Origin of the sequence: Mycobacterium sp. 1165178.9, from assembly GCF_001673555.1 — a bacterium.
Lineage (GTDB): Bacteria > Actinomycetota > Actinomycetes > Mycobacteriales > Mycobacteriaceae > Mycobacterium.
The window spans coordinates 24,993-51,209 of the sequence record NZ_LZMB01000004.1; the positions used below are offsets into that span (position 1 = coordinate 24,993).

Here is a 26,217-nt window from a genome sequence, read left to right on the forward strand (position 1 = left end):
GGCTGAAAGGAGCCGCCATGACGGTTATCAATCGCATGGACACGCTCGCCGAAAGCATGGTTGCCGACATCACGAATTCACCCACCGGGTACGCCGGTGTGGCCGGTGATGAGCAATGGGCCGCCGAGGTTCGCCGCCTGGCCAAGCTGCGCGGCGCCACCGTACTGGCGCACAACTACCAGCTGCCCGAAATCCAGGACGTCGCCGATCACGTGGGCGACTCGCTGGCGCTGTCGCGGATCGCCGCCGAGGCGCCCGAGGACACCATCGTGTTCTGTGGCGTGCACTTCATGGCCGAGACCGCGAAAATCCTGAGCCCCGACAAGACGGTGCTCATCCCGGACCAGCGCGCCGGATGCTCGCTGGCGGACTCCATCACCGCCGACGAACTGCGCGCCTGGAAGGACGAACACCCCGGCGCGGTCGTCGTTTCCTACGTCAACACCACGGCGGCGGTCAAGGCGCTCACCGACATCTGCTGCACCTCTTCGAACGCGGTCGAGGTCGTCGAGTCCATCGACCCGGACCGCGAGGTGTTGTTCTGCCCGGATCAATTTCTCGGCGCACACGTGCGCCGGATGACCGGTCGGGAGAACCTGCATGTGTGGGCGGGCGAATGCCACGTGCACGCGGGGATCAACGGCGACGAACTCGGCGAGCAGGCCCGCGCCAATCCCGATGCGGAGCTCTTCGTGCATCCCGAATGTGGTTGCGCCACTTCGGCGCTGTATCTCGCGGGCGAGGGCGCCTTCCCGCCGGACCGGGTGAAGATCCTGTCCACCGGCGGCATGCTGGAGGCCGCCAACCAGACCAACGCACGCAAGGTGCTGGTCGCCACCGAGGTCGGCATGTTGTATCAACTGCGCCGGGCCGCACCGCAAGTCGACTTCCGCGCGGTCAACGATCGGGCCTCCTGCAAGTTCATGAAGATGATCACCCCGGCGGCGCTGCTGCGCTGCTTGATCGAGGGGGCCGACGAAGTCGACGTAGACCCCGATGTCGCCGCCGCCGGGCGGCGCAGCGTGCAGCGAATGATCGAAATCGGCCAGCCGGGCGGTGGCGAATGACCGCCCGCCCCCAGTGGACGTATAGTTCCGACGTCGTCGTCATCGGCACCGGCGTCGCGGGATTGGCCGCCGCGCTGGCGGCACACCGCGCCGGGCGCAGCGTCGTGGTGCTGAGCAAGGCCGACCAGGCTCGCGGGGCGACCGCGACGCACTATGCGCAGGGCGGCATCGCGGTGGTGCTGCCCGACAACGACGACTCGGTGGAAGCCCACGTCGCCGACACCGTTGTCGCGGGCGCGGGTCTGTGCGACCCCGAGGCGGTCTATTCGATCGTCGCCGACGGGTACGCGGCGGTCGCCGAATTGGTCGGCGACGGAGCACGATTCGACGAATCAGCGCCCGGCAAGTGGGCGCTGACCCGTGAGGGTGGACACTCCCGGCGCCGCATCGTGCACGCCGGCGGCGACGCGACCGGTGCGGAAGTACAGCGCGCGCTTGACCACGCCGCGCGCATGTTGGACATCCGCGCCGGCCATGTCGCGCTGCGGATTCTGCGCGACGATGCGGGCGTGACCGGTGTCCTGGTCGGCACCGCGAACGGGTGCGGAATCATCAGCGCGCCGTCGGTGATCCTGTCTTCCGGCGGACTCGGGCACCTGTATGGCGCGACCACCAATCCCGAGGGCTCCACCGGCGATGGACTCGCGCTGGGCCTGTGGGCCGGTGTCGCTGTCAGCGATCTCGAGTTCATCCAATTCCATCCCACGATGCTCTTCGCGCCCGACGCCGCCAGTGGGCGCCGTCCGCTGGTCACCGAGGCCATCCGCGGTGAGGGCGCGAAACTGGTTGACCGGCAAGGTAATTCGGTGACGGCCGGTGTTCATCCGATGGGAGATCTGGCCCCCCGCGACGTCGTCGCCGGGGCCATCGACGCACGGTTGAAGGCCACCGGCGATGCCTGCGTCTTCCTCGATGCCCGCCACATCGGCGACTTCGCCAACCGGTTCCCGACGGTGACGGCGGCCTGCCGGGCCGCCGGCATCGATCCCGTCCGGCAACCCATTCCGGTGGTCCCCGGTGCGCACTACAGCTGTGGCGGCATCGTCACCGATGTGTACGGCCAAACCGAGCTGCCCGGATTGTTCGCCGCGGGCGAGGTGGCGCGCACCGGACTGCATGGAGCCAACCGGCTGGCGTCCAACAGCCTGCTGGAAGGCTTGGTGGTCGGCGGGCGGGCCGGCAAATTGGCGGCCGCGCATGCCGCGACAACAGGGCGTGTGCACGCCGTCGCGCCCGAGCCGGTCGTGCACACCGCGCCCGAGCGCGCCGAACTGCAGCGCGCGATGAGCCGGGACGCGTCGGTGGTGCGCGACGCCGCCGGGCTGACCCGGCTGTCCACCGCGTTGTCAGAGGCGCGGATCCGCCCGGTGTCCGGCCGCCGCGACTTCGAGGATGTCGCGCTGGCCGTGGCCGCCCGCGCGGTCACGGCCGCCGCCCTGGCCCGCACCGAGAGCCGGGGCTGCCATCACCGCGAGGAATTCCCGCAGACCGCGTCCGAGCTGGGGCGCAGCAACGTGCTGCGCCTGAGCGACGACGAGAACACGGTGCTGGTGGAGGCGCTGGCGGCGGTCGTATGACCACGATGTCCGACTGTGAACTGACCGCGGCCCGCGAAACCATCAAGCGCGGCCTGGCCGAGGACCTCCGTTACGGACCCGACGTCACCACCCTGGCGACGGTGCCCGCCGAAACGATTGCGACCGCGGCCATGGTGCCCCGCGAGCCCGGCGTGATCGCGGGCATCGACATCGCGTTGCTGGTGCTCGACGAGGTGCTCGGTGCCCGCGGCTACGAGGTGATCGACCGCGTCCAGGACGGGACCCACGTGGAGCCGGGTCAGCCGGTGCTGACGCTACGAGCCGAAACGCGCGGACTGCTGACCGCCGAGCGGACCATGCTGAACCTGATCTGCCACTTGTCCGGGATCGCCACCACGACGGCGCACTGGGTGGCCGCCGTTCGCGGCACCAAGGCCAAGGTGCGCGACACCCGCAAAACCCTGCCTGGCCTGCGCGGGTTGCAGAAGTACGCGGTCCGCGTCGGCGGCGGCGTGAACCACCGGCTGGGACTCGGCGACGCGGCCCTGATCAAGGACAACCACGTGGTGGCGGCGGGGTCGGTGGTCAACGCGCTGCGGGCGGTGCGCGACGCGGCACCGGAGCTGCCTTGCGAGGTGGAGGTGGATTCACTCGAACAGCTGGACGAAGTGCTGCCCGAAAAGCCTGAGCTGGTCCTGCTGGACAACTTCCCGGTGTGGCAGACGCAGATGGCCGTGCAGCGCCGCGACGCGCGCGCACCCGCGGTGCTGCTCGAATCGTCGGGCGGGCTCAGCCTGGAGAATGCGGCCGCCTACGCCGGGACCGGGGTGGACTACCTGGCCGTCGGCGCGCTGACGCACTCGGTGCGGGTCTTGGACATCGGTCTCGATATGTAGCGCGTTCGGCCGCGTCGAGTGTGCATCGTGGGCGCCGCTTTTCGGCGTGTCGCCGCCTTGAGCGCACCCTGAACGCCGCCAGCGCACACTGGACGCCGAGCCGGCGGCCAAACGGCCTCAGGCGATGTCGGCGACGAACACCCCGATCCGGCGCAGCTGCATGCGCGCCATCCCCGGCAGGCCGTCCCCATCCGAGCCGGCGGGCAGGATCCGCGGGTTGATCAGGTGCACCGTTCGGTTGCGGCTGAATTCCACGTCCGCCTGGCCGGCGGCCAGCACATTCTTCACCCAGTTCGTCTTGCCGTGGCCCAGCGCGATCGCCAGGGTGTTGCCCTTGCGATAAGCGGTCACGATCGTCTCGTAGGGCTTGCCGGAGCTGCGGCCACGATGCTTGATCGTCGCGGTGCCGGGCAGGTACCGCGCGATCGGCCTGAGCGCCGGGTTGACGTATTTGATCTGGAAACGCTCGAACCAGGGCGGGAAAACCATCGGGACGCCAGGGGCATTGTTGGGGTGATCCTTGGCGGACACGGCGGCTCCCTGGGTCGGCAATGCGGGGTATGGCCTCGATACCGGCACTGTACCGGTCGGATATCGACTTGAGTTCCTCTGGGACAATGGACACCGTGACCACCATCCAACCGTCGCCGATGGCCCGCATCGACCTGCGGGGCGTGGAGTTGACGGCTGCCCGACTGCGGGCGGCGCTGCCCCGCGGCGGCGCCGACGTGGAGACGGTGCTGCCCAAGGTCCGGCCGATCGTGCAGGCCGTTGCCGAGCGCGGCGCCGAAGCCGCTTTGGAGTTCGGGGCCGACTTCGATGGGGTCCGGCCCCCGGCAGTCCGGGTGCCCGATGCAGCGCTCGAGAAGGCCCTGGCCGGGTTGGACGCGGGCGTGGCCGACGCGTTGCGGGTGATGATCGAACGCACCCGCGCCGTGCACGCCGACCAGCGCCGCACCGACGTCACGACCACCCTTGGCCCGGGCGCGACGGTCACCGAGCGGTGGGTCCCGGTCGACCGGGTGGGGCTCTACGTGCCTGGCGGCAACGCCGTGTACCCCTCCAGCGTGGTGATGAACGTGGTGCCGGCCCAGGCCGCCGGCGTCGCCTCGCTGGTGGTGGCCAGCCCGCCGCAGGCCCAGTTCGGCGGCCTGCCGCACCCGACGATCCTGGCCGCCGCCCGCCTGCTGGGGGTTCACGAGGTGTGGGCGGTGGGCGGCGCGCAGGCGGTCGCGTTGCTGGCCTACGGCGGCACCGATCTCGACGGCGCCGAGCTGGCGCCCGTCGACATGATCACCGGACCCGGCAACATCTACGTCACCGCCGCCAAGCGGTTGTGCAGGTCTCGCGTGGGGATCGACGCCGAAGCCGGCCCGACGGAAATCGCCATCCTGGCTGATCACACCGCCGATCCTGCGCATGTGGCCGCCGACCTGATCAGTCAGGCCGAGCACGACGAGATGGCGGGCAGCGTGCTGGTCACCCCCAGCGCGGACCTGGTCGCCGCCACCGACGCCGAGCTGGCCGCCCAGCTGCAGACGACCGTGCACCGCGAGCGGGTGACGGCAGCGCTCGGCGGACGCCAATCGGCCATCATCCTCGTCGACGACCTGGACGCCGGAGTCGAAGTCGTCAACGCCTATGCCGCCGAACACCTGGAGATCCAGACCGTCGATGCGGCCGCCGTAGCGCGCCGAATCCGATCGGCCGGAGCCATTTTCGTCGGCCCGTATGCGCCGGTGAGCCTGGGTGACTACTGCGCTGGGTCCAATCATGTGCTGCCGACCGCCGGCAGCGCGCGGCATTCCAGCGGCCTGTCCGTGCAGACCTTCCTGCGCGGCATCCACGTGGTCGACTACACCGAGGCGGCACTGAAAGACGTGTCCGGGCATGTGATCGCGCTGGCCGAGGCCGAAGACCTGCCGTCACACGGCGAAGCGGTGCGGCGGAGGTTCGAGCGATGAGCACCGGGAGGACCACGCGCCAACCGACACTTGATGACCTGCCGCTGCGCGACGACTTGCGCGGTAAATCGCCTTACGGCGCACCGCAATTGGACGTCCCGGTGCGGCTGAACACCAACGAGAACCCGCACCCGCCCAGCAAGGCACTGGTGGACGACGTGGTGCGGTCGGTGGGCGCGGTCGCCGCCGAATTGCACCGCTACCCCGACCGCGACGCGGTGGCCCTGCGCACCGACCTGGCCGCCTACCTGAGCGCCCAGACCGGTGTTCGGCTGGGAACCGAGAACCTCTGGGCGGCAAATGGTTCCAATGAGATCCTGCAACAGCTGCTGCAGGCGTTCGGGGGGCCCGGGCGCACCGCCATCGGGTTCGTCCCGTCCTACTCGATGCACCCGATCATCTCCGACGGCACCCGCACCGAATGGCTGCAGGCCGCCCGAGCCGACGACTTCAGCCTGGATGTCGACGCCGCCGTGGCGGTCATCACCGACCGCCGGCCCGATGTGGTATTCGTAGCCAGCCCGAACAACCCGTCCGGGCAAAGTGTTTCGCTGCCGGACCTGCGCCGGCTGCTCGACGCGGTGCCCGGCATCTTGATCGTCGATGAGGCCTACGGCGAATTCTCTTCGCAGCCCAGCGCGGTGGAACTGGTGGGGGAGTATCCGACCAAGCTCGTCGTCTCGCGCACCATGAGCAAGGCGTTCGCATTCGCCGGCGGCCGCCTTGGCTACCTCATCGCGACCCCGGCGGTGATCGACGCGATGCTGCTGGTGCGGTTGCCGTATCACCTCTCGGTGCTCACCCAGGCCGCCGCACGCGCCGCGCTGCGGCACGCCGACGACACGCTGGGCAGTGTGGCGACGCTGATCGCCGAACGCGAACGTGTCTCAACCGCTCTGATGGGCATGGGTTTTCGGGTGATTCCCAGCGACGCGAACTTCGTGCTGTTCGGGGAATTCGCCGACGCGCCCGCCGCCTGGCAGCGCTATCTGGATGTCGGCGTGCTGATCCGCGACGTCGGAATCCCGGGCTACTTGCGCGCGACGACCGGACTTGCGCACGAGAACGACGCCTTCCTGCGCGCCAGCGCCCGGATCGCCGCCACCGAACTGGCACCAGTTACCCCCAGCCCCGTAGGAGCACCGTGACAGCGACCGCTACCCGCCGTGCGCGCATCGAGCGCCGCACGAAGGAATCCGACATCGTCATCGAACTCGACCTCGACGGCACCGGCCAGGTCGACATCGACACGGGCGTGCCGTTCTACGACCACATGCTCACGGCCCTGGGCAGTCACGCCAGCTTCGACCTGACCGTACGCACCAAGGGCGACGTCGAGATCGAGGGACACCACACCATCGAGGACACCGCCATCGCGCTGGGCCAGGCGCTCGGCGCGGCCCTGGGTGACAAACGGGGCATCCGCCGGTTCGGCGACGCCTTCATCCCGATGGATGAGACGCTGGCCCACGCCGCGGTTGACGTGTCCGGCCGGCCCTACTGCGTGCACAGCGGAGAGCCGGATCACTTGCAGCACACCACTATTGCCGGCAACTCGGTGCCCTATCACACCGTCATCAACCGGCACGTGTTCGAATCGCTGGCCATGAACGCGCGGATCGCGCTGCACGTGCGCGTCCTATACGGGCGCGACCCGCACCACATCACCGAAGCGCAGTACAAGGCGGTTGCCCGCGCGCTGCGCCAGGCGGTCGAATCCGACCCTCGGGTCTCGGATGTGCCGTCCACCAAAGGGGTTCTGTGACGGCGCTCAACCACCCGAAGAAAGTAGTTGTCCTCGACTACGGCTCGGGCAACCTGCGGTCGGCTCAGCGCGCCCTCGAGCGGGTCGGCGCGTCGGTCGAGGTGACCGGCGATGCCGATGCCGCGGCTGCCGCCGACGGATTGATGGTGCCCGGCGTGGGCGCCTACGAGGCCTGCATGACTGGGCTACGCGGCATCGGCGGTGAGCGGATCATCGCCGAGCGTGTCGCCGCCGGTCGGCCGGTGCTGGGCGTCTGCGTCGGCATGCAGATCCTGTTCGCCCACGGCGTCGAATTCAGTGTGGAGACGCAGGGATGCGGTCAGTGGCCGGGATACGTCACGCGGCTGCAGGCGCCGGTCATTCCGCACATGGGGTGGAATGTCGTCGAATCCGGGCCCGGCACCGTGCTGTTCAAAGGGCTCGATGCCGACACCCGGTTCTACTTCGTGCACTCCTACGCCGCACAGCAGTGGGAGGGTTCGCCCGATGCGGTGCTGACGTGGGCCAGCCACGAGGGCCCGTTTCTGGCGGCGGTCGAGGACGGGCCGCTATCGGCCACCCAATTCCACCCGGAGAAGAGCGGGGATGCCGGCGCGGCCGTGTTGAGCAATTGGGTCCAGGGACTGTGAAGGTCCTCGCGAGAGCGCTTTCTACCGAGCACAAGTCGGGGATGCACGTGACGCGTTGCAATCTCGGCACACAGGAGGAGATGTGTTGATCTTGTTGCCCGCGGTCGACGTGGTCGACGGCCGCGCCGTGCGTCTGGTGCAGGGCAAGGCGGGCAGTGAAACCGAATACGGCTCGGCACTGGACGCCGCGCTTAGCTGGCAGCGCGACGGTGCTGAATGGATCCATCTGGTCGACCTGGATGCGGCGTTCGGACGCGGCTCCAACCGCGAACTGCTTGCCGAGGTGGTCGGCAAGCTCGACGTGCAGGTGGAGCTGTCCGGCGGCATACGCGACGACGATTCGCTAGCCGCCGCCCTGGCCACCGGCTGCGCCCGGGTGAACCTGGGCACGGCGGCCCTCGAGAACCCGCAGTGGTGCGCCCGGGCGATCAGCGAACACGGTGAGAAGGTCGCCGTTGGTCTGGACGTGCAGATCGTCGACGGTGAGCACCGGCTGCGCGGGCGAGGCTGGGAAACCGACGGTGGTGATCTATGGCAAGTGCTGGAACGCCTTGACGGGCAAGGTTGTTCGCGGTTTGTGGTCACCGACGTGACCAAGGATGGCACGCTGGGCGGCCCTAATCTGGACTTGCTGGCGTCCGTTGCCGAGCGCACCGATGCCCCTGTGATCGCCTCGGGTGGCGTGTCGAGCCTCGACGACCTGCGTGCCATCGCCACCCTCACGGAGCGCGGGGTCGAGGGCGCCATCGTCGGCAAGGCCCTCTACGCGGGACGATTCACCTTGCCCCAGGCGCTTTCCGCGGTGGCGGAGTAGCACCGCATGGACGTGGACACGTTGGTGGCGCAGGCGTCGGCGATTCTCGACGACGCGGTCGAGCCGTTCCTTGCCGGTCATCGCGCCGATTCCGCGGTCCGCAAAAAGGGCAACGACTTTGCCACCGATGTCGACCTCGCGATCGAGCGGCAGGTGGTCGCGGCACTCGTAGAGTCCACCGGAATCGGGGTACACGGCGAGGAATTCGGCGGCTCGGCCGTCGACTCGCCATGGGTGTGGGTCCTGGATCCGGTGGACGGCACCTTCAACTACGCTGCCGGATCGCCGATGGCCGGCATCCTGCTCGGCCTGCTGCGTCACGGCGAACCGGTGGCCGGATTGACCTGGCTGCCTTTCATGGACCAGCGCTACACCGCGGTGGCGGGCGGTCCGTTACGCAAGAATGGGGTGCCGCAACCGCCGCTGACCTCCGTCGACCTGGCCGACGCCCTGGTCGGCGCCGGGTCGTTCAGCGCGGACGCCCGGGGCCGATTCCCCGGACGCTATCGAATCGCGTTGTTGGAGAACCTGAGCCGGGTCTCATCGCGTTTGCGTATGCACGGCTCCACCGGACTCGACCTTGCGTTCGTCGCCGACGGAATACTCGGTGCGGCAATAAGTTTCGGTGGCCACGTGTGGGACCATGCCGCCGGAGTAGCGCTGGTCCGGGCCGCCGGTGGCTTCGTCACCGATTTGGCCGGGGAGCCGTGGACTCCCGCATCGGATTCCGCGCTGGCAGCCGGTCCCGCCGCGCATGCCGAGATCCTCGAAATCCTGCGCGCCACCGGACGGCCGGAGGACTACTGAGATGCCCCCTGACCCCAACGGCCTTGCGGTGCGTGTGATCCCGTGCCTGGACGTCGACGGCGGCCGGGTGGTCAAAGGCGTCAACTTCGAAAACCTCCGGGACGCCGGCGATCCCGTAGAGCTTGCGGCCGCCTATGATGCCGAAGGCGCCGATGAGCTGACCTTTCTCGACGTGACCGCATCCTCGTCGGGACGGGCCACCATGCTCGAGGTGGTGCGCCGTACCGCCGAGCAGGTCTTCATTCCACTGACCGTCGGCGGCGGGGTGCGCACCGTGGCCGACGTCGACGTATTGCTGCGTGCGGGCGCCGACAAGGTTTCGATCAACACCGCCGCGATCGCCCGGCCCGAGCTGCTGGCCGAAATGGCGCGGCAGTTCGGCTCTCAGTGCATCGTCCTCTCGGTCGATGCCCGCACGGTGCCCCCGGGCGCGGTGCCGACGCCGTCGGGCTGGGAGGTCACCACCCATGGCGGGCGCCGCGGCACCGGGCTCGATGCGGTCGAGTGGGCATCGCGCGGAGCCGATCTCGGAGTGGGTGAGATCCTGCTGAACTCGATGGACGCCGACGGCACCAAAGCCGGATTCGACCTGGAGATGCTGCAGGCCGTGCGCTCTGCGGTCACGGTGCCGGTCATCGCCAGCGGTGGCGCCGGGGCAGCCGAACACTTCGCACCCGCCATCGCGGCCGGCGCCGATGCGGTGTTGGCGGCCAGCGTGTTTCATTTCCGGGAGCTGACCATCGGCGAGGTGAAGGCCGCCATGGCCGCAGAAGGGATCACCGTGCGATGACCCTCGACCCCCAGATTGCCGCGCGGCTGAAGCGCAACGCCGACGGCCTGTTCACCGCCGTGGTACAGGAGCGCGGCAGCGGTGACGTGCTGATGGTCGCCTGGATGGACGACGCCGCCCTGGCCCGAACCCTGGAAACCCGTGAGGCAACCTATTTTTCACGGTCCCGCGGCCGGCAATGGATCAAGGGAGCGACGTCCGGCCACACCCAATATGTTCATTCGGTGCGCCTGGACTGCGACGGCGACACCGTGCTGCTGACGGTCGACCAGGTCGGCGGGGCCTGCCACACCGGCGATCACAGCTGCTTCGACGCCGACATGCTGCTGGCGCCGGAGCGCTGACCCGCCGAATCAGCTCCGCAGCGCATTGAGTCCGTTGGGCGCGGGCAGCGCGGCGCGTGTGCATTCCCGCCGGGCGGCGGCGGTGTGGGACCGGACAAGCGTGGCCAGGCGTGTCTGGGGTCACTTCCGCAGCAGTGGGCGCACGACTTCGATAAGAATGGCAGTCAATGTCGAAATGGTTGTCCTGGAACGCCGTTGTGCCGGTGCTGTCCGTCGTCGTGCTGGCAGCGATCTGGGGCGAGAAACTGGGACCGGTACTTGTCGGGGTCGCTGCGCTGTTCCTCGTCGGCGCCGTGGTCGCCGCGGTGCATCACGCGGAGGTGGTCGCACACCGGGTCGGTGAGCCCTTCGGGTCGCTGATCCTCGCCGCCGCGGTCACCATCATCGAGGTGGCCCTCATCGTCACCCTGATGACGTCCGCCGGCAATGAGGCCGCGACGCTGGCCAGGGACACCGCGTTCGCCGCGCTGATGATCACCACCAATGGGATCGCCGGTTTGTCGCTGCTGCTCGGATCCCGGCGCTACGGCGTGACGCTGTTCAATGCGGAAGGCGCCGGAGCCGCACTGGCGTCGGTCACGACCGTGGCCACGTTGAGCCTGGTTTTGCCCGCTTTCACCACCGGGCACCCGGGCAAGGAGTTCACCCCTAGCCAGCTTGCCTTCGCCGCGATCGCAACGCTCTTGGTGTACCTGCTGTTCGTGTTCACCCAGACCATGCGGCACCGCGATTTCTTTCTGCCGATCGCGCAGAAGGGCCAAAAACGCGTGTTCGAGGACGAGAGTCACGCGGATCCACCCTCCCGGCGGCAGGCCTTGAGCAGCCTGGTGCTGCTGCTCTGCGCCCTGGTGGCGGTGGTCGGCCTGGCCGAGGAGGAATCCCCGGCCGTCGAACACGCGGTGGTGGTGGCGGGCTTGCCGCAGTCGTTCGTGGGTGTGATCATCGCGGCGCTGGTGCTGCTGCCCGAGACGCTCGCGGCGGCGCGGTCGGCGCGAAAGGGCCGTATCCAGATCAGCTTGAACCTGGCGTACGGCTCGGCGATGGCCAGCATCGGGCTCACCATCCCGGCGATCGCGCTGGCGTCGATATGGCTCAAAGGGCCGCTGGTGCTCGGCCTCGGCGCCATCCAGCTGGTGTTGCTTGCCCTGACCGTCGTGATCAGCATGTTGACGGTGGTGCCCGGCCGGGCGACCCGCCTGCAGGGCGAGGTGCACCTGGTGCTGCTGGCCGCCTACGTGTTTTTGGCGATCAATCCCTGACGGTTACGTGCGAGTCCGCAGCGTCGCCAGCGCCTTGTCGGCGTGGGTGTCCATGTTGAACTCGCTGGAGATCACCTCGAGCACCGTGTGGTCGGTGTCGATGACGAATGTCGTGCGTTTGACGGGCATCAGCTTGCCGAGCAGGCCGCGCTTGACACCGAACTGGGTGGCGACGGTGCCGTCGGGGTCCGACAGCAGCGGGTAGTCGAACTTCTGCATGTCGGCGAACTTGGCCTGCTTCTGCACGGCGTCGGCGCTGATACCCACCCGGTTGGCCCCGACCGCGGCGAATTCGGAGGCCAGGTCGCGGAAATGACAGGCTTCCTTGGTGCAACCGGGTGTCATCGCGGCCGGGTAGAAGAACAGGACCACGGGCCCACCGGAAAGCAGCTCGCTGAGCTTGCGCGGCGTCCCGGTCTGATCGGGTAGTTCGAAGTCCGCGACGGTGTCACCAGGTTTCATGGCGGACACGCTACGCCGCCGCCGGCGTCAGGCTGGGCCGAAGCACGGCAACGCGTCTGGGAGGATGGTTCGGTGCACGCCCACCTCGCCGCGACGACCTCACGAGAGGATTTCCGCCAGCTGGCAGCCGAGCATCGCGTGGTCCCGGTGACCCGCAAGGTGCTGGCCGACAGTGAGACGCCGTTGTCGGCCTACCGCAAACTCGCCGCCGACCGCCCAGGCACTTTTCTGCTGGAATCCGCCGAACACGGCCGTTCCTGGTCGCGGTGGTCGTTCATCGGTGCAGGAGCTCCGTCGGCGCTGACTGTGCGCGACGGTGAAGCCGTCTGGCTGGGTGTGGTGCCACGGGACGCACCGACCGGGGGCGACCCGCTGCAGGCTTTGCGGGCAACCATTGAGCTGTTGGCCACCGGACCGGTTCCGGGGCTGCCGCCGCTGTCGGGCGGCATGGTGGGATTCTTCGCCTACGACATGGTCCGGCGTCTGGAACGGCTGCCCGAACTGGCGGTCGATGACCTGCGGCTGCCCGACATGTTGCTGCTGCTGGCCACCGACCTGGCGGCGGTCGATCACCACGAGGGCACCATCACGCTGGTCGCAAACGCCGTGAACTGGAACGGGACCGACGAGCGGGTCGACGAGGCCTACGACGACGCGATCGCGCGCCTGGACGTGATGACGGCGGCGCTGGGCCAGCCGCTGTCGTCGACGGTCGGCACGTTCGAACGCCCCGAGCCGCGCTACCGCGCCCAGCGCAGCGTCGAAGAGTACGGAAAGATCGTCGACTACCTCGTAGAACAGATCGCCGCGGGCGAGGCCTTTCAGGTGGTGCCTTCGCAGCGGTTCGAAATGGACACCCACGTCAATCCGATCGACGTGTACCGGATGTTGCGGGTCACCAACCCGAGCCCCTACATGTATCTGCTGCATGTCCCGAATGACGCTGGCGGAACTGACTTTTCGATCGTCGGCTCCAGCCCCGAGGCGCTGGTGACCGTCGCCGACGGCACCGCGACCACCCATCCGATCGCCGGAACGCGGTGGCGCGGGGGCACCGACGAGGAGGACCAGCTGCTGGAAAAGGAGCTGTTGGCCGACGAGAAGGAACGCGCCGAGCACTTGATGCTGGTCGACCTGGGCCGCAACGATTTAGGCCGGGTCTGCGCGCCGGGCACGGTGCGCGTGGAGGACTACAGCCACATCGAACGCTATAGCCACGTCATGCACCTGGTGTCGACGGTGACGGGCACGCTCGGCGAGGGCCGTACCGCGTTGGATGCGGTGACCGCCTGCTTCCCCGCCGGCACGCTCTCGGGCGCACCAAAGGTACGGGCCATGGAACTCATCGAAGAGGTGGAGAAGACCCGCCGCGGCCTGTACGGCGGCGTGGTCGGCTACCTGGACTTCGCCGGTAACGCCGACTTCGCGATCGCCATTCGCACCGCCCTGATGCGCGACGGCACCGCGTACGTGCAATCCGGCGGCGGGGTAGTCGCGGACTCCAACGGGCCCTACGAGTACACCGAGGCGAGCAACAAGGCCCGCGCGGTGCTCAGCGCGATCGCCGCCGCCGAGACGCTGACCGAACCCGTCGGCGATGAGTGAGGCCGGCGCTGACACCGGACGGCCGAGGAACCGGTGGCTGATCCGTATTGCCCAATTAGCGCTGGTGGTCGCCGCCGGCACACTGTGGGTGGCCTCGCGCCTGCCGTGGGTCGTCATCCGATCGTTCGACGGGCTGGGGCCGCCCAAGCAAGTGACCTTGGCTGGCGCGGCGTGGTCGACGGCGCTGCTGCCGCTGGCGTTGCTCCTGCTGGCCGCGGCCGTCGCCGCCATCGCCGTGCGGGGCTGGCTCCTGCGCGCGCTGGCGGGCCTGCTGGCGGTGATCAGTCTGGCAGTCGGCTACCTCGGGGTCAGCCTATGGGTGCTGCCCGACGTGGCGGTCCGCGGCGCGGAGCTGGCGCATATCTCGGTGATGTCGCTGGTCGGAAGCGAGCGACGGTACTGGGGCGCGGGCATCACGGTGGTCGCCGCGGCGTGCACGCTGGTTGCCGCCGTCCTCCTCATGCGGTCGGCGTCGGACTCGGGGTCGGCTCGGTCGAGCGCAATGAAATACGCGACACCGGCGACGCGCCGGTCGATTGCACGACGCAAACAGGCCGACGGGGCGATGCTGGAGGAGCCGGAGACGCCGGGAATGTCGGAGCGGATGATCTGGGACGCGCTTGACGAGGGACGCGACCCGACCGATCGGGCAGGTGAGTCTGACACCGAGGGTCGGTGACGGGCCGCAAGCCGCGGGCCGCTACCCTTCATTGACGTCGTCGCGATCGGCTCGGGACACACAGTGGCCGTGGGATTACAGCGGACGACAGGGCGAAGGGAAACGACAGGCATGAGTCCGGCAACCGTGCTTGACTCCATCCTCGAGGGGGTCCGGGCGGACGTTGCCGCGCGCGAAGCGCTCATCAGCCTGTCGGAGATCAAAGCCGCCGCCGCGGCCGCGCCGCCGCCACGCGATGTGATGGCCGCCCTGCGCGAGCCCGGAATCGGCGTCATCGCCGAAGTCAAGCGCGCGAGCCCGTCGGCGGGTTCCCTGGCGACCATTGCCGATCCGGCCAAGCTGGCGCGCGCCTACGAAGACGGTGGCGCCCGCATCATCAGCGTCTTGACCGAGGAGCGACGTTTCCACGGCTCGCTCGACGACCTCGACGCGGTTCGGGCGGCGGTCTCGATACCGATTCTGCGCAAAGACTTTGTCGTGCAGCCCTATCAGATCCACGAAGCCCGTGCGCACGGCGCCGACATGCTGCTGCTCATCGTCGCCGCGCTGGAGCAGTCGGCGTTGGTGTCGATGCTGGACCGCACCGAATCGCTGGGCATGACGGCGCTCGTCGAGGTGCACACGGAAGAGGAAGCCGACCGGGCGCTCAAGGCCGGCGCCAAAGTAATCGGCGTCAACGCCCGCGATCTGGCGACACTGCAGGTGGACCGGGATTGCTTCGCGCGCATCGCTCCCGGGCTGCCCAGCAACGTGATCAGGATCGCCGAGTCCGGTGTGCGCGGTACCGGCGACCTGCTGGCGTATGCCGGTGCGGGTGCCGATGCCGTCTTGGTCGGCGAAGGCCTGGTCAAAAGCGGTGATCCGCGCGCCGCGGTTGCCGACCTGGTTACCGCGGGCACACATCCGTCCTGTCCGAAACCGGCTCGCTAGTCGCTACGTCACTCCACAAGCCCCTGCGCTGATACGTTGAACCCATGAGCCATCCCCGCGTAGAGCCTTGGTGATGGTGGACCTGTCCCGCCCGGACCTTCCGCTCCCGAGCGCAGCCATCGCAGAACCCACCCGTCACGAACCCGATGCGGGTGGCCATTTCGGCGTGTACGGCGGCCGCTACGTCGCCGAGGCGTTGATGGCTGTGATCGAAGAGGTCACTGCCGCCTACGAGAAGGAACGTGTCAACCAGGATTTCCTGGACACCCTCGATTACCTGCAGGCGAATTACGCGGGCCGACCGTCGCCGCTGTATGAGGCGCCCCGGCTGTCCGACCAGGCCGGCGCGCGCATCTTCCTCAAGCGAGAAGACCTGAACCACACCGGTTCTCACAAGATCAACAACGTGCTTGGGCAGGCGTTGCTGGCCCAGCGGATGGGCAAGAAGCGGGTGATCGCCGAGACCGGTGCCGGCCAGCACGGCGTGGCGACCGCCACCGCGTGCGCCTTGCTCGGCCTCGAATGCGTGATCTACATGGGCGCCGTCGATACCGAGCGTCAGGCACTCAACGTGGCTCGGATGCGGCTGCTCGGGGCCACGGTCGTCTCGGTCGAAAGTGGTTCGAAGACACTCAAGGACGCCATCAACGAGGCGTTCCGGGACTGGGTTACCAATGCCGACACCACCTTCTACTGTTTCGGCACCGCGGCCGGCCCGCATCCCTTCCCGGCCATGGTGCGCGACTTCCAACGCATCATCGGCCTCGAGGCACGCGCCCAGATCCAGGCCCAGGCGGGCCGGCTGCCCGACGCCGTAGTGGCCTGTATCGGCGGCGGTTCCAATGCCATCGGCATCTTCCACCCTTTCATCGACGACCCGAACGTGCGGTTGATCGGATTCGAGGCCGCCGGCGATGGTGTCGAAACCGGAAGGCACGCTGCGACATTCAGCGGTGGCTCACCTGGTGCGTTTCAGGGATCGTTTTCGTACCTGTTGCAGGACGAGGATGGGCAGACCATCGAATCCCATTCCATCTCAGCGGGTCTCGACTACCCGGGAGTAGGCCCAGAACATGCGTATCTGCGCGAGACGGGACGCGCCGAGTACCGTCCGATTACCGACTCCGAAGCGATGGATGCGTTCCGCATCCTGTGCCGCACGGAGGGAATCATCCCCGCGATCGAATCGGCGCACGCGGTAGCCGGTGCCCTGAAATTGGGCCCGGAATTGGGGCGGGGCGCGATCATTGTGGTCAACCTGTCCGGCCGCGGCGATAAGGACGTCGAGACCGCCGCGAAGTGGTTCGGGCTGTTGGGATCCAGCGATCGATGACGGTCAAACACAGTGAAGCGGACAAGCTCGAGTCGGTATTCGATAGCTGCCGCAAAGACAACCGCGCGGCGCTGATCGGTTATCTGCCCACCGGTTACCCCGACGTGCCGACATCGGTGAAGGGGATGACCGCACTGGTCGAATCGGGTTGCGACATCATCGAAGTCGGCATTCCTTATTCGGATCCCGGCATGGACGGCCCGACCATCGCCAAGGCCACCGAGATCGCGCTAAACGGGGGAGTTCGCGTTCGCGACACGCTCGCCGCGGTCGAGGCGATCAGCGCGGCGGGTGGCCACGCCGTGGTGATGACCTACTGGAACCCGGTGGTGCGCTACGGGGTTGGCGCGTTCGCGCGGGATCTGGCATCGGCCGGCGGGCACGGCCTGATCACGCCCGATCTCATCCCCGACGAGGCCGCCCAGTGGTTGGCGGCGTCCGACGAGTATCGGTTGAACCGGATCTTTCTCGTCGCGCCGTCCTCGACGCCGCAGCGGTTGGCAATGACGGTCGAGGCGTCGCGCGGCTTCGTCTACGCGGCTTCGACTATGGGCGTGACGGGGGCGCGTGACGTCGTGTCCAACGCGGCGCCCGAGTTGGTGAGCAGAGTCAAGGAGATATCCGACATACCTGTCGGCGTCGGTCTGGGAGTGCGATCGCGCGAGCAGGCCGCCCAAATCGGCGGCTACGCAGACGGCGTCATTGTCGGGTCCGCGCTGGTGTCGGCGCTGGGAGACGGAGGGTTGACTGCATTGCGTGCACTGACTGAAGAACTCGCCGCCGGTGTTCGTCAGAGGGCGGCCGCCTCGTGACGAAACTACTGGCCTATTTTCCGAGCCCGTCGCAGGGTGTATGGCACCTCGGGCCACTGCCCATCCGGGCCTACGCGCTGTTCATCATTGCCGGCATCGTGGTCGCATTGCTGATCGGTGACCGGCGCTGGGTAGCCCGCGGCGGCGAGCGCGGCGTGATCTACGACATCGCGCTGTGGGCCGTGCCGTTCGGGTTGATCGGTGGTCGGCTCTACCACCTGGCCACCGACTGGCGCACTTATTGGGGCCCCGGCGGCGCGGGACTCGGGGCGGCCGTGCGGATCTGGGACGGCGGGCTGGGCATCTGGGGCGCGGTGGCCCTCGGAGGCGTCGGCGCCTGGATCGGCTGCCGCCGGCGCGGGATTCCGCTTCCGGCCTTCGCCGACGCGCTGGCCCCGGGAATCATTCTGGCGCAGGCCATTGGTCGGCTCGGCAATTACTTCAACCAGGAACTCTATGGCCGCGAAACCACCCTGCCGTGGGGCCTGGAGGTCTTCTACCGCCGAGACCCCTCGGGATACATCGACCCGCATTCGCTGGACGGCATCTCGACGGGCCAGATCGCATTCGTGGTGCAGCCGACGTTCCTTTACGAATTGATCTGGAATGTGTTGGTTTTCATCGCGTTGATCTACGCCGACCGGCGCTTCAATCTGGGCCACGGCCGACTGTTCGCGTTGTATGTGGCGGGCTATTGCGTGGGGCGGTTCTGTGTTGAGCTGCTGCGCGACGACACCGCCACCCACATCGCCGGCATCCGGATCAACTCGTTCACATCGACTTTTGTGTTCATCGGGGCCGTCGTGTACCTGATGGCGGCGCCGAAGGGGCGCGAAGATCCCGCCAGCCTGCGCGGCAACGAGTACCTCGACGAGGGAGCGGCCGTCGCCGAGTCGGAGGATGAGCCCGCACCGGTGGCCGTCGCGACGACTGCTGCGGGCGCTGCGGCGGGGGCCGACGCGCCGCCAGGGTCGGGGGAGACGGTGGAGGCTGACGACAGCGCCGCCGCGGCCGCAGAAGAACCGGTGGCGGACTCGACGGAAGCGGCCGCCGGTGTGGAACCGAGTGAGGCCGGGACAGACGGGCTCGAGGTCGAAACGGAAGCCGAGCCCGAAACCGAGCCCGCAGCCGAGGGCTCCGAGTCGGACGAGCCGGTAGGCAAAGCTGAAGAGCTCGACGCGGAACCGGAAGAGGTCGAAGCGGAAGAGCCCGAAACGGAAGAGTCCGAAGCCGAAGAGTCCGAAGCCGAAGCCGAGGAATTGCAAGCGGAAGAGCCCGAAGCGGAAAAGCCCGAAGCCGAGGAGCCTGACGAACCGGAAGCGGAAGCCACCGAGGTCGAAGCCGACGAGCCGGAGGCCGAAGCCGACGCGGAAGCCGAAGAACCTGAAGCCGAAGAACCTGAAGCCGAAGAACCGGAAGCCGCAACGGAAGACGAGTCCGTCGACGAGGATTCGGACGACGAGCCTGTCGCCGAAACAGCCGAGGCAGCCGAACCTGAAACGGCAGACGTCGACTCGGCGGCGGCCACCGAACCCGAATCCGAAAAACCCGAGCCCGAAGAGCCCGCCGAAACGACCCCGGCTCAGCCGGAACCGCGTCGGCGATGGGGCTCGCGACTGCGGAACAGGTTGTCGGGCCGCTAACCGCCGCCGTGCCCCGACTTCGCACGGCGGGGCGCAACGGATCTGGCATCCTGAAAGGCGTGACCAACGCAAGGTCAGCGGGCTAAGTGATGCAGCCTCATCCGCCCGCGCAGACCCCGGGACAACCCCATCCGTGCGGCGCGCGGCGTCATCGCATCTTCGTCGCGGCCGGTACCGGCGTGGCGTTGGGCGGCGCGCTCGGCTACGTCGCCCTGGCCGACCCGCACAGCCCCAGTTCCGTCTACCCGGCGTGCCCGTTCAAGTTGCTCACAGGCTGGAACTGCCCGTTTTGCGGCGGCCTGCGGATGACGCACGACCTGTTGCACGGCGACCTGATCGCCGCCATCCACGACAACGTCTTCGCGCTCGTGGGAATCCCGCTGCTGATCGCGTGGATGCTGGTGCGCCGCGCCCGCGGCAAGGGGTGGCCGTCCAAAGTGGCGTTGCTGACGATCGTGCTCGCGACGATCGCCTGGACGGTGCTGCGTAACCTGCCCGCCTTCCCGTTGTTTCCCACCGTTCTTGGTGGGTAAGAGCACACTGCGCGGCGGCGATTATGTGCGCGCCGCGGGGTTCACACGCGACTATGCTGGGTCGGCGTGAGTAGACGCGGAAAGATCGTCTGCACCCTTGGCCCCGCGACCAGTTCGGATGAGTCGATCCTGGCCCTGGTTGGGGCCGGAATGGACGTCGCCCGGTTGAACTTCAGCCACGGCGACTACTCCGATCACAAAGCCGCCTACGAGCGTGTCAGGTCCGCGTCCGATGCCACGGGCCGAGCCGTCGGCGTGCTCGCTGACCTGCAGGGCCCCAAGATCAGACTGGGACGTTTCGCCACCGGCCCGACGTATTGGGCCGACGGTGAAACGGTGCGGATCACCGTGGCCGACTGCGAAGGTGACCACGACCGGGTGTCGACCACCTACAAGAAGTTGGCCGAGGACGCCACGGTCGGTGACCGAATTCTCGTCGACGACGGCAAGGTCGGCCTGCTCATCGACGGTATCGAGGGCGACGACGTCATCTGCACGGTCGTCGAGGGCGGGCCGGTCAGCAACAACAAGGGCATCTCGCTTCCCGGGATGAACGTGTCCGCACCGGCCCTGTCGGACAAGGACGTGGAGGACCTCACCTTCGCGCTGGAACTCGGGGTGGACCTGGTTGCGCTGTCCTTCGTGCGTTCGCCATCCGACGTCGAGTTGGTGCACGAGGTGATGGACCGCGTCGGCCGGCGGGTGCCGGTGATCGCCAAGCTGGAGAAGCCGGAGGCGGTCGACAATCTGGAAGCCATCGTGCTGGCCTTCGACGCGATCATGGTGGCCCGTGGCGACCTTGGCGTCGAACTGCCCCTGGAAGAAGTTCCGCTGGTGCAGAAGCGGGCCATCCAGATGGCCCGGGAGAACGCGAAACCTGTGATCGTGGCGACCCAGATGCTTGATTCGATGATCGAGAGCTCACGGCCGACCCGGGCCGAGGCTTCGGATGTCGCCAACGCGGTCCTTGACGGCGCCGACGCGGTGATGCTGTCCGGGGAAACCTCGGTGGGGAAGTACCCGCTGGCGGCCGTTCGGACGATGGCGCGCATCATCTGCGCGGTCGAGGACAATTCCACGGCCGCGCCGCCGCTGACACACGTGCCGCGCACCAAACGCGGGGTGATCTCCTATGCCGCCCGCGACATCGGCGAGCGGCTCGACGCCAAGGCACTGGTCGCGTTCACTCAGTCCGGCGACACGGTCAAGCGCCTCGCACGCCTGCATACCCCGCTGCCGCTGCTTGCCTTCACGGCGTGGCCCGAGGTGCGTAGCCAGCTCGCCATGACCTGGGGCACCGAAACGTTCATCGTCCCGATGATGACCTCGACCGACGGCATGATCCGCCAGGTCGACAAGTCGCTGTTGGAGCTCGGGCGCTACAAGCGCGGCGACCTGGTGGTCATCGTCGCCGGCGCGCCACCTGGCACAGTAGGGTCAACCAACCTCATCCACGTGCACCGGATCGGGGAGGACGACGTCTAGGTAGAGGAGATCGTGTGGCGGCCGGCTGTGAGTCTCGAGACCCAGAAGAAGCCGCGGCACAGGCCCATTCGGATTTCGCGGAGCTGCTGGCGACACTCGACCTCCACCGTGTCGAAGACGACCTGTTCATCGGTTCGCACCCGAGCAAGAACCCGATGCGAACCTTCGGTGGCCAGCTGATGTCGCAGTCGTTCGTCGCGAGCAGTCGCAGCCTGATTCGCGACGACCTGCCGCCGAGCGCGCTGTCGGTGCATTTCATCAATGGGGGAGACACCGCCAAGGACATCGAGTTTCGCGTCACCCGGCTGCGCGACGAGCGCCGCTTCGCCAATCGGCGCGTCGATGCGATGCAAGACGGCACGCTGCTGTGCTCGGCGATGATCTCCTACATGGCCGGCGGCCGCGGCCTGGAGCACGGCATCGAGCCGCCACAGGTGGCCGAGCCGCACACGCAGCCCACGATCGGCGAACTGCTGCGCGGCTACGAGCAGACCGTTCCGCACTTCGTCAATGCATTGCAGCCCATCGAATGGCGTTACACCAACGACCCGGCATGGGTGATGCGCACCAAGGGCGACCGCCTCGCGCACAATCGGGTCTGGGTCAAGGCCCTGGGCGACCTTCCCGACGACCCCTTATTGCACACGGCAACAATGGTGTATTCGTCGGACACCACGGTATTGGACTCGGTTATCACCACGCACGGTCTTTCGTGGGGATTCGACCGCATATTCGCCGCGTCGGCCAATCATTCCATTTGGTTTCACCGGCAGGTCAACTTCAACGACTGGGTGTTGTACTCCACATCGTCGCCGGTAGCAGCCGATTCGCGCGGGCTGGGCACGGGATATTTCTTCGATCGGTCCGGGCAACCGCTGGCCACGGTCGTGCAAGAAGGCGTGCTCAAATACTTCCCTTCTTCGGGCCGCTAAAACGTGACCGAATAGGTGCGGAATCTCTCGTGCGAATTCGGCCCCGAAACGGTCGTGTTCGGGCGTAGCGTTGACGTGGTCGGGAAGCGGTGCACAGGCGGCGATCAAGCCGCCGGCTGATATCAGCGCATCGGGAGGTGATTGTGAACGGCCCGGTAGTGGACGTCACGGCAGCGAGAACGCGCGCGCGCGAACGCGTTGTCCTGTCGGTCGATTCACTCGCGGCCCGCCTGATCGGTGCTTTGGCGCTGCTCTGCGCCACCTGCTGGTTCATCGGGATACTCGCTCACCACCACCGCCATCCGAGCTGGGACTACACCGACCGGTTGGCCTGGTCGCTGACCGTTCTGGTGGCGGTGGCCTGGATGGCTCGCGGCATCTTCCTGGGGCGGCCCGTGACGACGATGCATGCCATCGCTGCCGCCTTATTCGTGGTGGTCGGGCTTGGCCTGCATGTGTTGTCCTTCGATCTGTTCGGCGACGTGGTGATCGCAAGCTCGGGCATCGTGTTGATGTGGCCGACGACCTCCCATCCCCGGCCCGATGACCTGCCCCGGCTGTGGAACTTGATCAATGCGACCAGCGGCGACGTGCTTGCCCCGTTCACCATGCAGACCGGCAAGAGCTACCACTTCACCGCCGACGGCACCGCGGCGCTGGCCTACCGCACGCGGATGGGTATCGCCGTGGTCGGCGGTGACCCGGTGGGTGATGAGGCGCACTTCCCGGAACTGATCGCCGATTTCGCCGCCACCTGCCACGCCCACGGGTGGCGCATCGCCGTGGTCGGCTGCAGCGAGCGGCGGCTGAGCCTGTGGAACGATTCGTCGCTACTAGGACAATCGTTGCGGCCCATACCGATTGGCCGGGATGTCGTGGTCGACGTGTCCGGCTTCGATATGGTGGGCCGCAGATTCCGCAACCTGCGTCAAGCGGTGCAACGCACCCACAACTGCGGCGTGACAACCGAAATCGTGGCGGAGCAGGAACTCGACGACAAGCTGCTGGCCGAGCTCACCGAGGTGGTGCGGGAGTCATCCAAGGGGGCCCACGCCGACCGCGGATTCCACATGAACCTCGACGGCGTACTGGAAGGCCGATTCCCCGGGATTCAGCTGATCATCGCCAGGGACAAAGCGGGCACCGTGCAGGCGTTTCACCGGTACGCCACGGCCGGCGGGGGCAGCGACATCACCCTCGACGTGCCGTGGCGCCGGCGCAGTGCCCCGAACGGCCTTGACGAGCGGCTCAGCGTCGACATGATCATGGCGGGCAAAGAGACTGGGGCGCAGCGGGTATCGCTTGCCTTCGCCGCGTTCCCCGAGATCTTCGACGACAAGCAGCGTGGACGGACCCAACGCGTCTTCTATCGGTTGAGTCACGTTCTCGACCCGCTGATCGCCCTCGAATCGTTGTATCGGTATTTACGCAAATGGCATGCCCTTGACGCCCGGCGCTACGCGCTGATCTCCATGACGCAGATCGTTCCGCTACTGTTCGTGTTGTTGTCGCTGGAATTCACGCCGCGGCGGCGACACATCTGAGTGTGCCTGCGTCTCCTTGACGGTTAGTTGCCGACAGCCCAGCCCCTCGGGCAGGTGGTGGGTCGCCACTACCACGGTCCGCTGCGCGGTGAACAACCCCGTTTCCGGGGTCAACAGATCTCGCAGAATCTGCTCCGCGTCGGTGACGTCGAGATGTTCGGTGGGTTCGTCGAGCAGCACGATGCCCGCGGGCGAGATCACCGCCCGGGCGAGCAATAGCCGTCTGCGCTGGCCGGCCGAAAGAGCTTGCGCCCCACCGGTCAGCACCGTGGATAATCCGTCGGGTAGACCGGCGATCCACGTCTGCAGGCCGACCGCTTCCAGCGCTGCGGTCAGTTTCTCGTCCGGGCAGTCTCCGCGCGCGACCAACAGGTTGTCGCGGACCGTGGTGGCAAAGATATGGGCGTCCTCAGCGAAAAAGCCGATCGCGCTGCGCAAATCGGCTTCGTCGAGCCCGCTCACATCCACATCGTCCAGCGTCACCTGCCCGTCCAGTGGCGGCAGCAGGCCGGCGAGTGTCATCAGCAGGGTCGTCTTCCCGGATCCGCTGGCGCCGGTGACGCACAGTCGCGCGCCCGGCGCCAGGTCCACCTTGATGCGGGTGGAGCGTGCCGCATCGTCGTGACCCGAACGCACGTCGGCGGACAATTTCGCGCAAGCCGAAGTCGGTCCCGAGCCGACGTGCAGCGGAGTGGACGCTCTCGCCGTCGTGGTCTCAGACCCGGGAGCGGTCAGTTCGAGCAGTCGACGCGCGGCGATCCGCGACCGTGTCAATTGAACGGCGGCGGCCGGCAAGGGCGTCATCGCCTCGAAGGCGGACAGCGGCAGCAGCATCAGCACGGCCAGCGTGGTGGGGGCGACCGCGTGCGCCAACCCGATCCCGGACACGACCGCGCCCAGCACGCTGGCCCCAATCGCCGCGGTGGGCATCGCTTCGGCGATGGCGGCCGGTTTGGCGGCGGCGTCCAGCGAATCGCCCCAAGTGCGTTGACGGTGTTGCGATTCGGCGATGACATCGGGAAGCAGGCCGGCCACCCGGAGCTCGGGCGCGTGTTCGAGGGCGATCATGGCCGACGTGTCGCGCTCGGAATGATGCTGCCGGGCGACGTCTTCCTGCGTGGCTGCGGCCCGACCTGCCAGCCGGGGAGCGACAAACCCGGCGGTCAGCAGGGAGATGGCCAGCACGACGGCCGCCGACGGTGAGATGGCACCGACGACCGCCGTCGCCGCCAGCGCCAGCACCACTGCGACGCCGATCGGCACCAGGGCGCGCACCAGGACGTTGGCGAGCTCGTCGACGTCAGCACCCACCCGCGCCACCAGTTCACCGCTGTGCAGCCGGATGGAGGCCTCGGCCGGTCCGCGCGCCAGGCGTTGGTAGATCTGTACGCGCGCGGTGCCGGCCGCGCGCAAGGCCGTGTCATGGGTGGCCAGTCGCTCGCAGTAGTGCAGCACGCCCCGCGAGATCGCGAACATGCGGACCGCGACCGCCGCCACCGACAGGTCCAGCACGGGCGGCATCTGCCATGCCCGCGTGATCAGCCATGCCGAAACGCCGGCCAGGGCCAGCGCACTGGTTAGCGAAAGGACCCCGAGCGTGACAGCCGCCAGGACGCGGGGCAGCCGCGGGCGCAGCAGGTCGGCGGCGGCCAACGGTAACCTAGCGCGCCGACCCGCAGCGCCCGGCTTCGCCGCGCTTGCGATCGCCGCGGGCGCGGCGCGGCGACGCGACGCGGAATCACGCTGGGGCATAACGCACTCCCCGCTCGGCGACGACTTCGATCACCCGGTCGCCGATGGCCAGGACGGGCGCGCGGTGGCCGACGACGATCACGGTCGCACCCGCCCGCGCCCGCTCGACGATGGCCCGCAAGGCGCGTTCCTCGGTGGCGGCGTCCAGGTGTGCGGTCGGCTCGTCGAGCAACAGCACGGCGGCCGTCGAGCCGAGCGCCCGGGCCAGACCCAGCCGTTGTCGCTGTCCCAGCGACAACCCGACACCGCCGCGTCCGAGCGCGGTGCCGCCCGCTTCTGGCAGCTCGGCCAACACCGTGTCGAACCCGGAGTCGGCACAAGCCTTTTCGACGTCGTCGAGGTTCCCTAGCAGCATGAGGTTCTCGTCGACGGTGCCCGGCACGAGCACCGGGCGTTGCGGAAGCCAGGACAGCTGCGCCCACCATGCGGCCGGCTCGAGGTCGGCGACGGCGACGCCGTCCACGATGACCCGACCCGATGATGGCACGCTGATGCCGGCGATCGCCTGCAGGGTGGTGCTCTTGCCGGCGCCGTTACGTCCGGTCAGCACCGTCACCGAGCCGGGTTCGATGATCGCGTTCAGATCGCGTGGCGCCGGGCCGTCGCGGCCGTCCACGGTCAGACGATCGAGGCT

26 protein-coding genes are annotated in these 26,217 nt (G+C 68.0%); 22 read left to right on the forward strand and 4 right to left on the reverse strand.

The features are described 5' to 3' along the window. Positions 1-17: 17 nt before the first annotated feature. Genes nadA through nadC form a run of 3 tightly spaced genes read left to right on the forward strand, consistent with a single transcriptional unit; the run spans position 18 to position 3,501 of the window. A complete protein-coding gene (gene nadA, locus A5652_RS00270) occupies positions 18-1,067 on the forward strand; it encodes a quinolinate synthase NadA (RefSeq protein ID WP_067345270.1) in 1,050 nt (349 codons plus the stop codon). Next, entirely contained in the window at positions 1,064-2,644 is a 1,581-nt protein-coding gene (locus A5652_RS00275) for an L-aspartate oxidase (protein WP_067345273.1), read from the forward strand. The genes nadA and A5652_RS00275 overlap by 4 nt, the downstream gene beginning before the upstream one ends. Beyond that, positions 2,641-3,501, forward strand: a complete 861-nt coding sequence (gene nadC, locus A5652_RS00280) for a carboxylating nicotinate-nucleotide diphosphorylase (RefSeq protein ID WP_067345276.1) — start codon at positions 2,641-2,643, stop codon at positions 3,499-3,501. The genes A5652_RS00275 and nadC overlap by 4 nt, the downstream gene beginning before the upstream one ends. A gap of 117 nt (positions 3,502-3,618) precedes the next feature. On the opposite strand, the gene A5652_RS00285 is transcribed toward nadC, so the two are convergent. Then, on the reverse strand, positions 3,619-4,032 hold the full coding sequence (locus A5652_RS00285) for a nitroreductase family deazaflavin-dependent oxidoreductase (RefSeq protein WP_067345280.1): 414 nt from the start codon (positions 4,030-4,032) through the stop codon (positions 3,619-3,621). Between the two features lie 86 nt (positions 4,033-4,118). Here A5652_RS00285 and hisD point away from each other — a divergent pair, with 86 nt between their 5' ends. From hisD to A5652_RS00330, 9 genes are all read left to right on the forward strand, one after another. Further along, positions 4,119-5,465: a histidinol dehydrogenase gene (hisD, locus tag A5652_RS00290; protein WP_067345283.1), complete on the forward strand. Its 1,347-nt coding sequence runs from the start codon at positions 4,119-4,121 to the stop codon at positions 5,463-5,465. Then, positions 5,462-6,613 carry a histidinol-phosphate transaminase gene (locus A5652_RS00295; RefSeq protein WP_067345286.1) on the forward strand — a complete coding sequence of 384 codons (1,152 nt, stop codon included), beginning with the start codon at positions 5,462-5,464 and terminating at the stop codon, positions 6,611-6,613. Before hisD ends, A5652_RS00295 begins: the two co-directional genes overlap by 4 nt. Continuing rightward, positions 6,610-7,230, forward strand: a complete 621-nt coding sequence (gene hisB, locus A5652_RS00300; RefSeq protein WP_067345290.1) for an imidazoleglycerol-phosphate dehydratase HisB — start codon at positions 6,610-6,612, stop codon at positions 7,228-7,230. Before A5652_RS00295 ends, hisB begins: the two co-directional genes overlap by 4 nt. Next, positions 7,227-7,859: an imidazole glycerol phosphate synthase subunit HisH gene (hisH, locus tag A5652_RS00305; RefSeq protein WP_067345293.1), complete on the forward strand. Its 633-nt coding sequence runs from the start codon at positions 7,227-7,229 to the stop codon at positions 7,857-7,859. The genes hisB and hisH overlap by 4 nt, the downstream gene beginning before the upstream one ends. A gap of 82 nt (positions 7,860-7,941) precedes the next feature. Further along, the gene (gene priA / locus A5652_RS00310; protein ID WP_067345296.1) at positions 7,942-8,673 is read left to right on the forward strand and encodes a bifunctional 1-(5-phosphoribosyl)-5-((5-phosphoribosylamino)methylideneamino)imidazole-4-carboxamide isomerase/phosphoribosylanthranilate isomerase PriA; all 732 of its coding nucleotides are present in this window, start codon (positions 7,942-7,944) and stop codon (positions 8,671-8,673) included. A gap of 6 nt (positions 8,674-8,679) precedes the next feature. Further along, complete coding sequence (locus A5652_RS00315; RefSeq protein ID WP_067345298.1) at positions 8,680-9,480, forward strand: inositol monophosphatase family protein; 801 nt, start codon at positions 8,680-8,682, stop codon at positions 9,478-9,480. 1 nt (position 9,481) lies between these two features. Then, positions 9,482-10,270, forward strand: coding sequence for an imidazole glycerol phosphate synthase subunit HisF (gene hisF, locus A5652_RS00320; RefSeq protein ID WP_067345301.1), 789 nt, complete (start codon positions 9,482-9,484; stop codon positions 10,268-10,270). Continuing rightward, positions 10,267-10,614: a phosphoribosyl-AMP cyclohydrolase gene (gene hisI, locus A5652_RS00325; protein ID WP_067345304.1), complete on the forward strand. Its 348-nt coding sequence runs from the start codon at positions 10,267-10,269 to the stop codon at positions 10,612-10,614. The genes hisF and hisI overlap by 4 nt, the downstream gene beginning before the upstream one ends. Positions 10,615-10,781: 167 nt before the next feature. Next, the gene (locus A5652_RS00330; RefSeq protein ID WP_067345307.1) at positions 10,782-11,873 is read left to right on the forward strand and encodes a calcium:proton antiporter; all 1,092 of its coding nucleotides are present in this window, start codon (positions 10,782-10,784) and stop codon (positions 11,871-11,873) included. A 3-nt stretch (positions 11,874-11,876) separates the two neighbouring features. On the opposite strand, the gene A5652_RS00335 is transcribed toward A5652_RS00330, so the two are convergent. Further along, entirely contained in the window at positions 11,877-12,335 is a 459-nt protein-coding gene (locus A5652_RS00335; protein ID WP_067345335.1) for a peroxiredoxin, read from the reverse strand. A 72-nt stretch (positions 12,336-12,407) separates the two neighbouring features. On the opposite strand from A5652_RS00335, the gene A5652_RS00340 reads away from it, so the two are divergent. The 10 genes from A5652_RS00340 (at position 12,408) to A5652_RS00385 (ending at position 23,831) form a co-directional block, all read left to right on the forward strand. Beyond that, positions 12,408-13,940 carry an anthranilate synthase component I gene (locus A5652_RS00340; protein ID WP_067345310.1) on the forward strand — a complete coding sequence of 511 codons (1,533 nt, stop codon included), beginning with the start codon at positions 12,408-12,410 and terminating at the stop codon, positions 13,938-13,940. Then, positions 13,933-14,619, forward strand: coding sequence for a TIGR02234 family membrane protein (locus A5652_RS00345; RefSeq protein WP_067345312.1), 687 nt, complete (start codon positions 13,933-13,935; stop codon positions 14,617-14,619). The genes A5652_RS00340 and A5652_RS00345 overlap by 8 nt, the downstream gene beginning before the upstream one ends. Before the next feature lie 111 nt (positions 14,620-14,730). Then, positions 14,731-15,549, forward strand: coding sequence for an indole-3-glycerol phosphate synthase TrpC (gene trpC / locus A5652_RS00350; RefSeq protein ID WP_067345315.1), 819 nt, complete (start codon positions 14,731-14,733; stop codon positions 15,547-15,549). 70 nt (positions 15,550-15,619) lie between these two features. After that, the gene (gene trpB, locus A5652_RS00355) at positions 15,620-16,882 is read left to right on the forward strand and encodes a tryptophan synthase subunit beta (RefSeq protein WP_197513667.1); all 1,263 of its coding nucleotides are present in this window, start codon (positions 15,620-15,622) and stop codon (positions 16,880-16,882) included. Next, positions 16,879-17,694 carry a tryptophan synthase subunit alpha gene (trpA, locus tag A5652_RS00360; RefSeq protein WP_067345322.1) on the forward strand — a complete coding sequence of 272 codons (816 nt, stop codon included), beginning with the start codon at positions 16,879-16,881 and terminating at the stop codon, positions 17,692-17,694. The genes trpB and trpA overlap by 4 nt, the downstream gene beginning before the upstream one ends. Continuing rightward, on the forward strand, positions 17,691-19,337 hold the full coding sequence (locus tag A5652_RS00365; RefSeq protein WP_067345325.1) for a prolipoprotein diacylglyceryl transferase: 1,647 nt from the start codon (positions 17,691-17,693) through the stop codon (positions 19,335-19,337). The genes trpA and A5652_RS00365 overlap by 4 nt, the downstream gene beginning before the upstream one ends. Before the next feature lie 179 nt (positions 19,338-19,516). Further along, positions 19,517-19,870: a DUF2752 domain-containing protein gene (locus A5652_RS00370; RefSeq protein WP_067345337.1), complete on the forward strand. Its 354-nt coding sequence runs from the start codon at positions 19,517-19,519 to the stop codon at positions 19,868-19,870. A 66-nt stretch (positions 19,871-19,936) separates the two neighbouring features. Further along, positions 19,937-21,355 (forward strand): pyruvate kinase, encoded by a 1,419-nt coding sequence (gene pyk / locus A5652_RS00375; protein WP_067345328.1) that lies wholly within the window; start codon positions 19,937-19,939, stop codon positions 21,353-21,355. 14 nt (positions 21,356-21,369) lie between these two features. After that, a complete protein-coding gene (locus tag A5652_RS00380) occupies positions 21,370-22,287 on the forward strand; it encodes an acyl-CoA thioesterase II (RefSeq protein ID WP_067345332.1) in 918 nt (305 codons plus the stop codon). A 143-nt stretch (positions 22,288-22,430) separates the two neighbouring features. Continuing rightward, positions 22,431-23,831 (forward strand): bifunctional lysylphosphatidylglycerol flippase/synthetase MprF, encoded by a 1,401-nt coding sequence (locus A5652_RS00385; protein WP_067345340.1) that lies wholly within the window; start codon positions 22,431-22,433, stop codon positions 23,829-23,831. Here the strand turns inward: A5652_RS00385 and cydC are convergent. Together cydC and A5652_RS00395 are read right to left on the reverse strand one after the other, a co-directional pair. Beyond that, a complete protein-coding gene (gene cydC / locus A5652_RS00390) occupies positions 23,778-25,583 on the reverse strand; it encodes a thiol reductant ABC exporter subunit CydC (protein ID WP_082983715.1) in 1,806 nt (601 codons plus the stop codon). The genes A5652_RS00385 and cydC overlap by 54 nt on opposite strands. After that, the coding region (locus tag A5652_RS00395) for an ATP-binding cassette domain-containing protein (protein ID WP_156745066.1) at positions 25,570-26,217 on the reverse strand (648 nt) is incomplete at its 5' end. The genes A5652_RS00395 and cydC, both read right to left, overlap by 14 nt.

Bases quoted from the DNA above. Each gene is read 5' to 3' on its own strand.
- A5652_RS00345 (WP_067345312.1), top strand. From the start codon at position 13,933: ATGAGTGAGGCCGGCGCTGACACCGGACGGCCGAGGAACCGGTGGCTG.
- hisD (WP_067345283.1), top strand. From the start codon at position 4,119: ATGGACACCGTGACCACCATCCAACCGTCGCCGATGGCCCGCATCGAC.
- A5652_RS00275 (WP_067345273.1), top strand. From the start codon at position 1,064: ATGACCGCCCGCCCCCAGTGGACGTATAGTTCCGACGTCGTCGTCATC.
- A5652_RS00315 (WP_067345298.1), top strand. From the start codon at position 8,680: ATGGACGTGGACACGTTGGTGGCGCAGGCGTCGGCGATTCTCGACGAC.
- trpC (WP_067345315.1), top strand. From the start codon at position 14,731: ATGAGTCCGGCAACCGTGCTTGACTCCATCCTCGAGGGGGTCCGGGCG.
- A5652_RS00330 (WP_067345307.1), top strand. From the start codon at position 10,782: ATGTCGAAATGGTTGTCCTGGAACGCCGTTGTGCCGGTGCTGTCCGTC.
- cydC (WP_082983715.1), bottom strand. From the start codon at position 25,583: ATGCCCCAGCGTGATTCCGCGTCGCGTCGCCGCGCCGCGCCCGCGGCG.
- hisI (WP_067345304.1), top strand. From the start codon at position 10,267: ATGACCCTCGACCCCCAGATTGCCGCGCGGCTGAAGCGCAACGCCGAC.
- A5652_RS00335 (WP_067345335.1), bottom strand. From the start codon at position 12,335: ATGAAACCTGGTGACACCGTCGCGGACTTCGAACTACCCGATCAGACC.
- hisF (WP_067345301.1), top strand. From the start codon at position 9,482: ATGCCCCCTGACCCCAACGGCCTTGCGGTGCGTGTGATCCCGTGCCTG.
- A5652_RS00295 (WP_067345286.1), top strand. From the start codon at position 5,462: ATGAGCACCGGGAGGACCACGCGCCAACCGACACTTGATGACCTGCCG.
- nadA (WP_067345270.1), top strand. From the start codon at position 18: ATGACGGTTATCAATCGCATGGACACGCTCGCCGAAAGCATGGTTGCC.
- nadC (WP_067345276.1), top strand. From the start codon at position 2,641: ATGACCACGATGTCCGACTGTGAACTGACCGCGGCCCGCGAAACCATC.
- trpA (WP_067345322.1), top strand. From the start codon at position 16,879: ATGACGGTCAAACACAGTGAAGCGGACAAGCTCGAGTCGGTATTCGAT.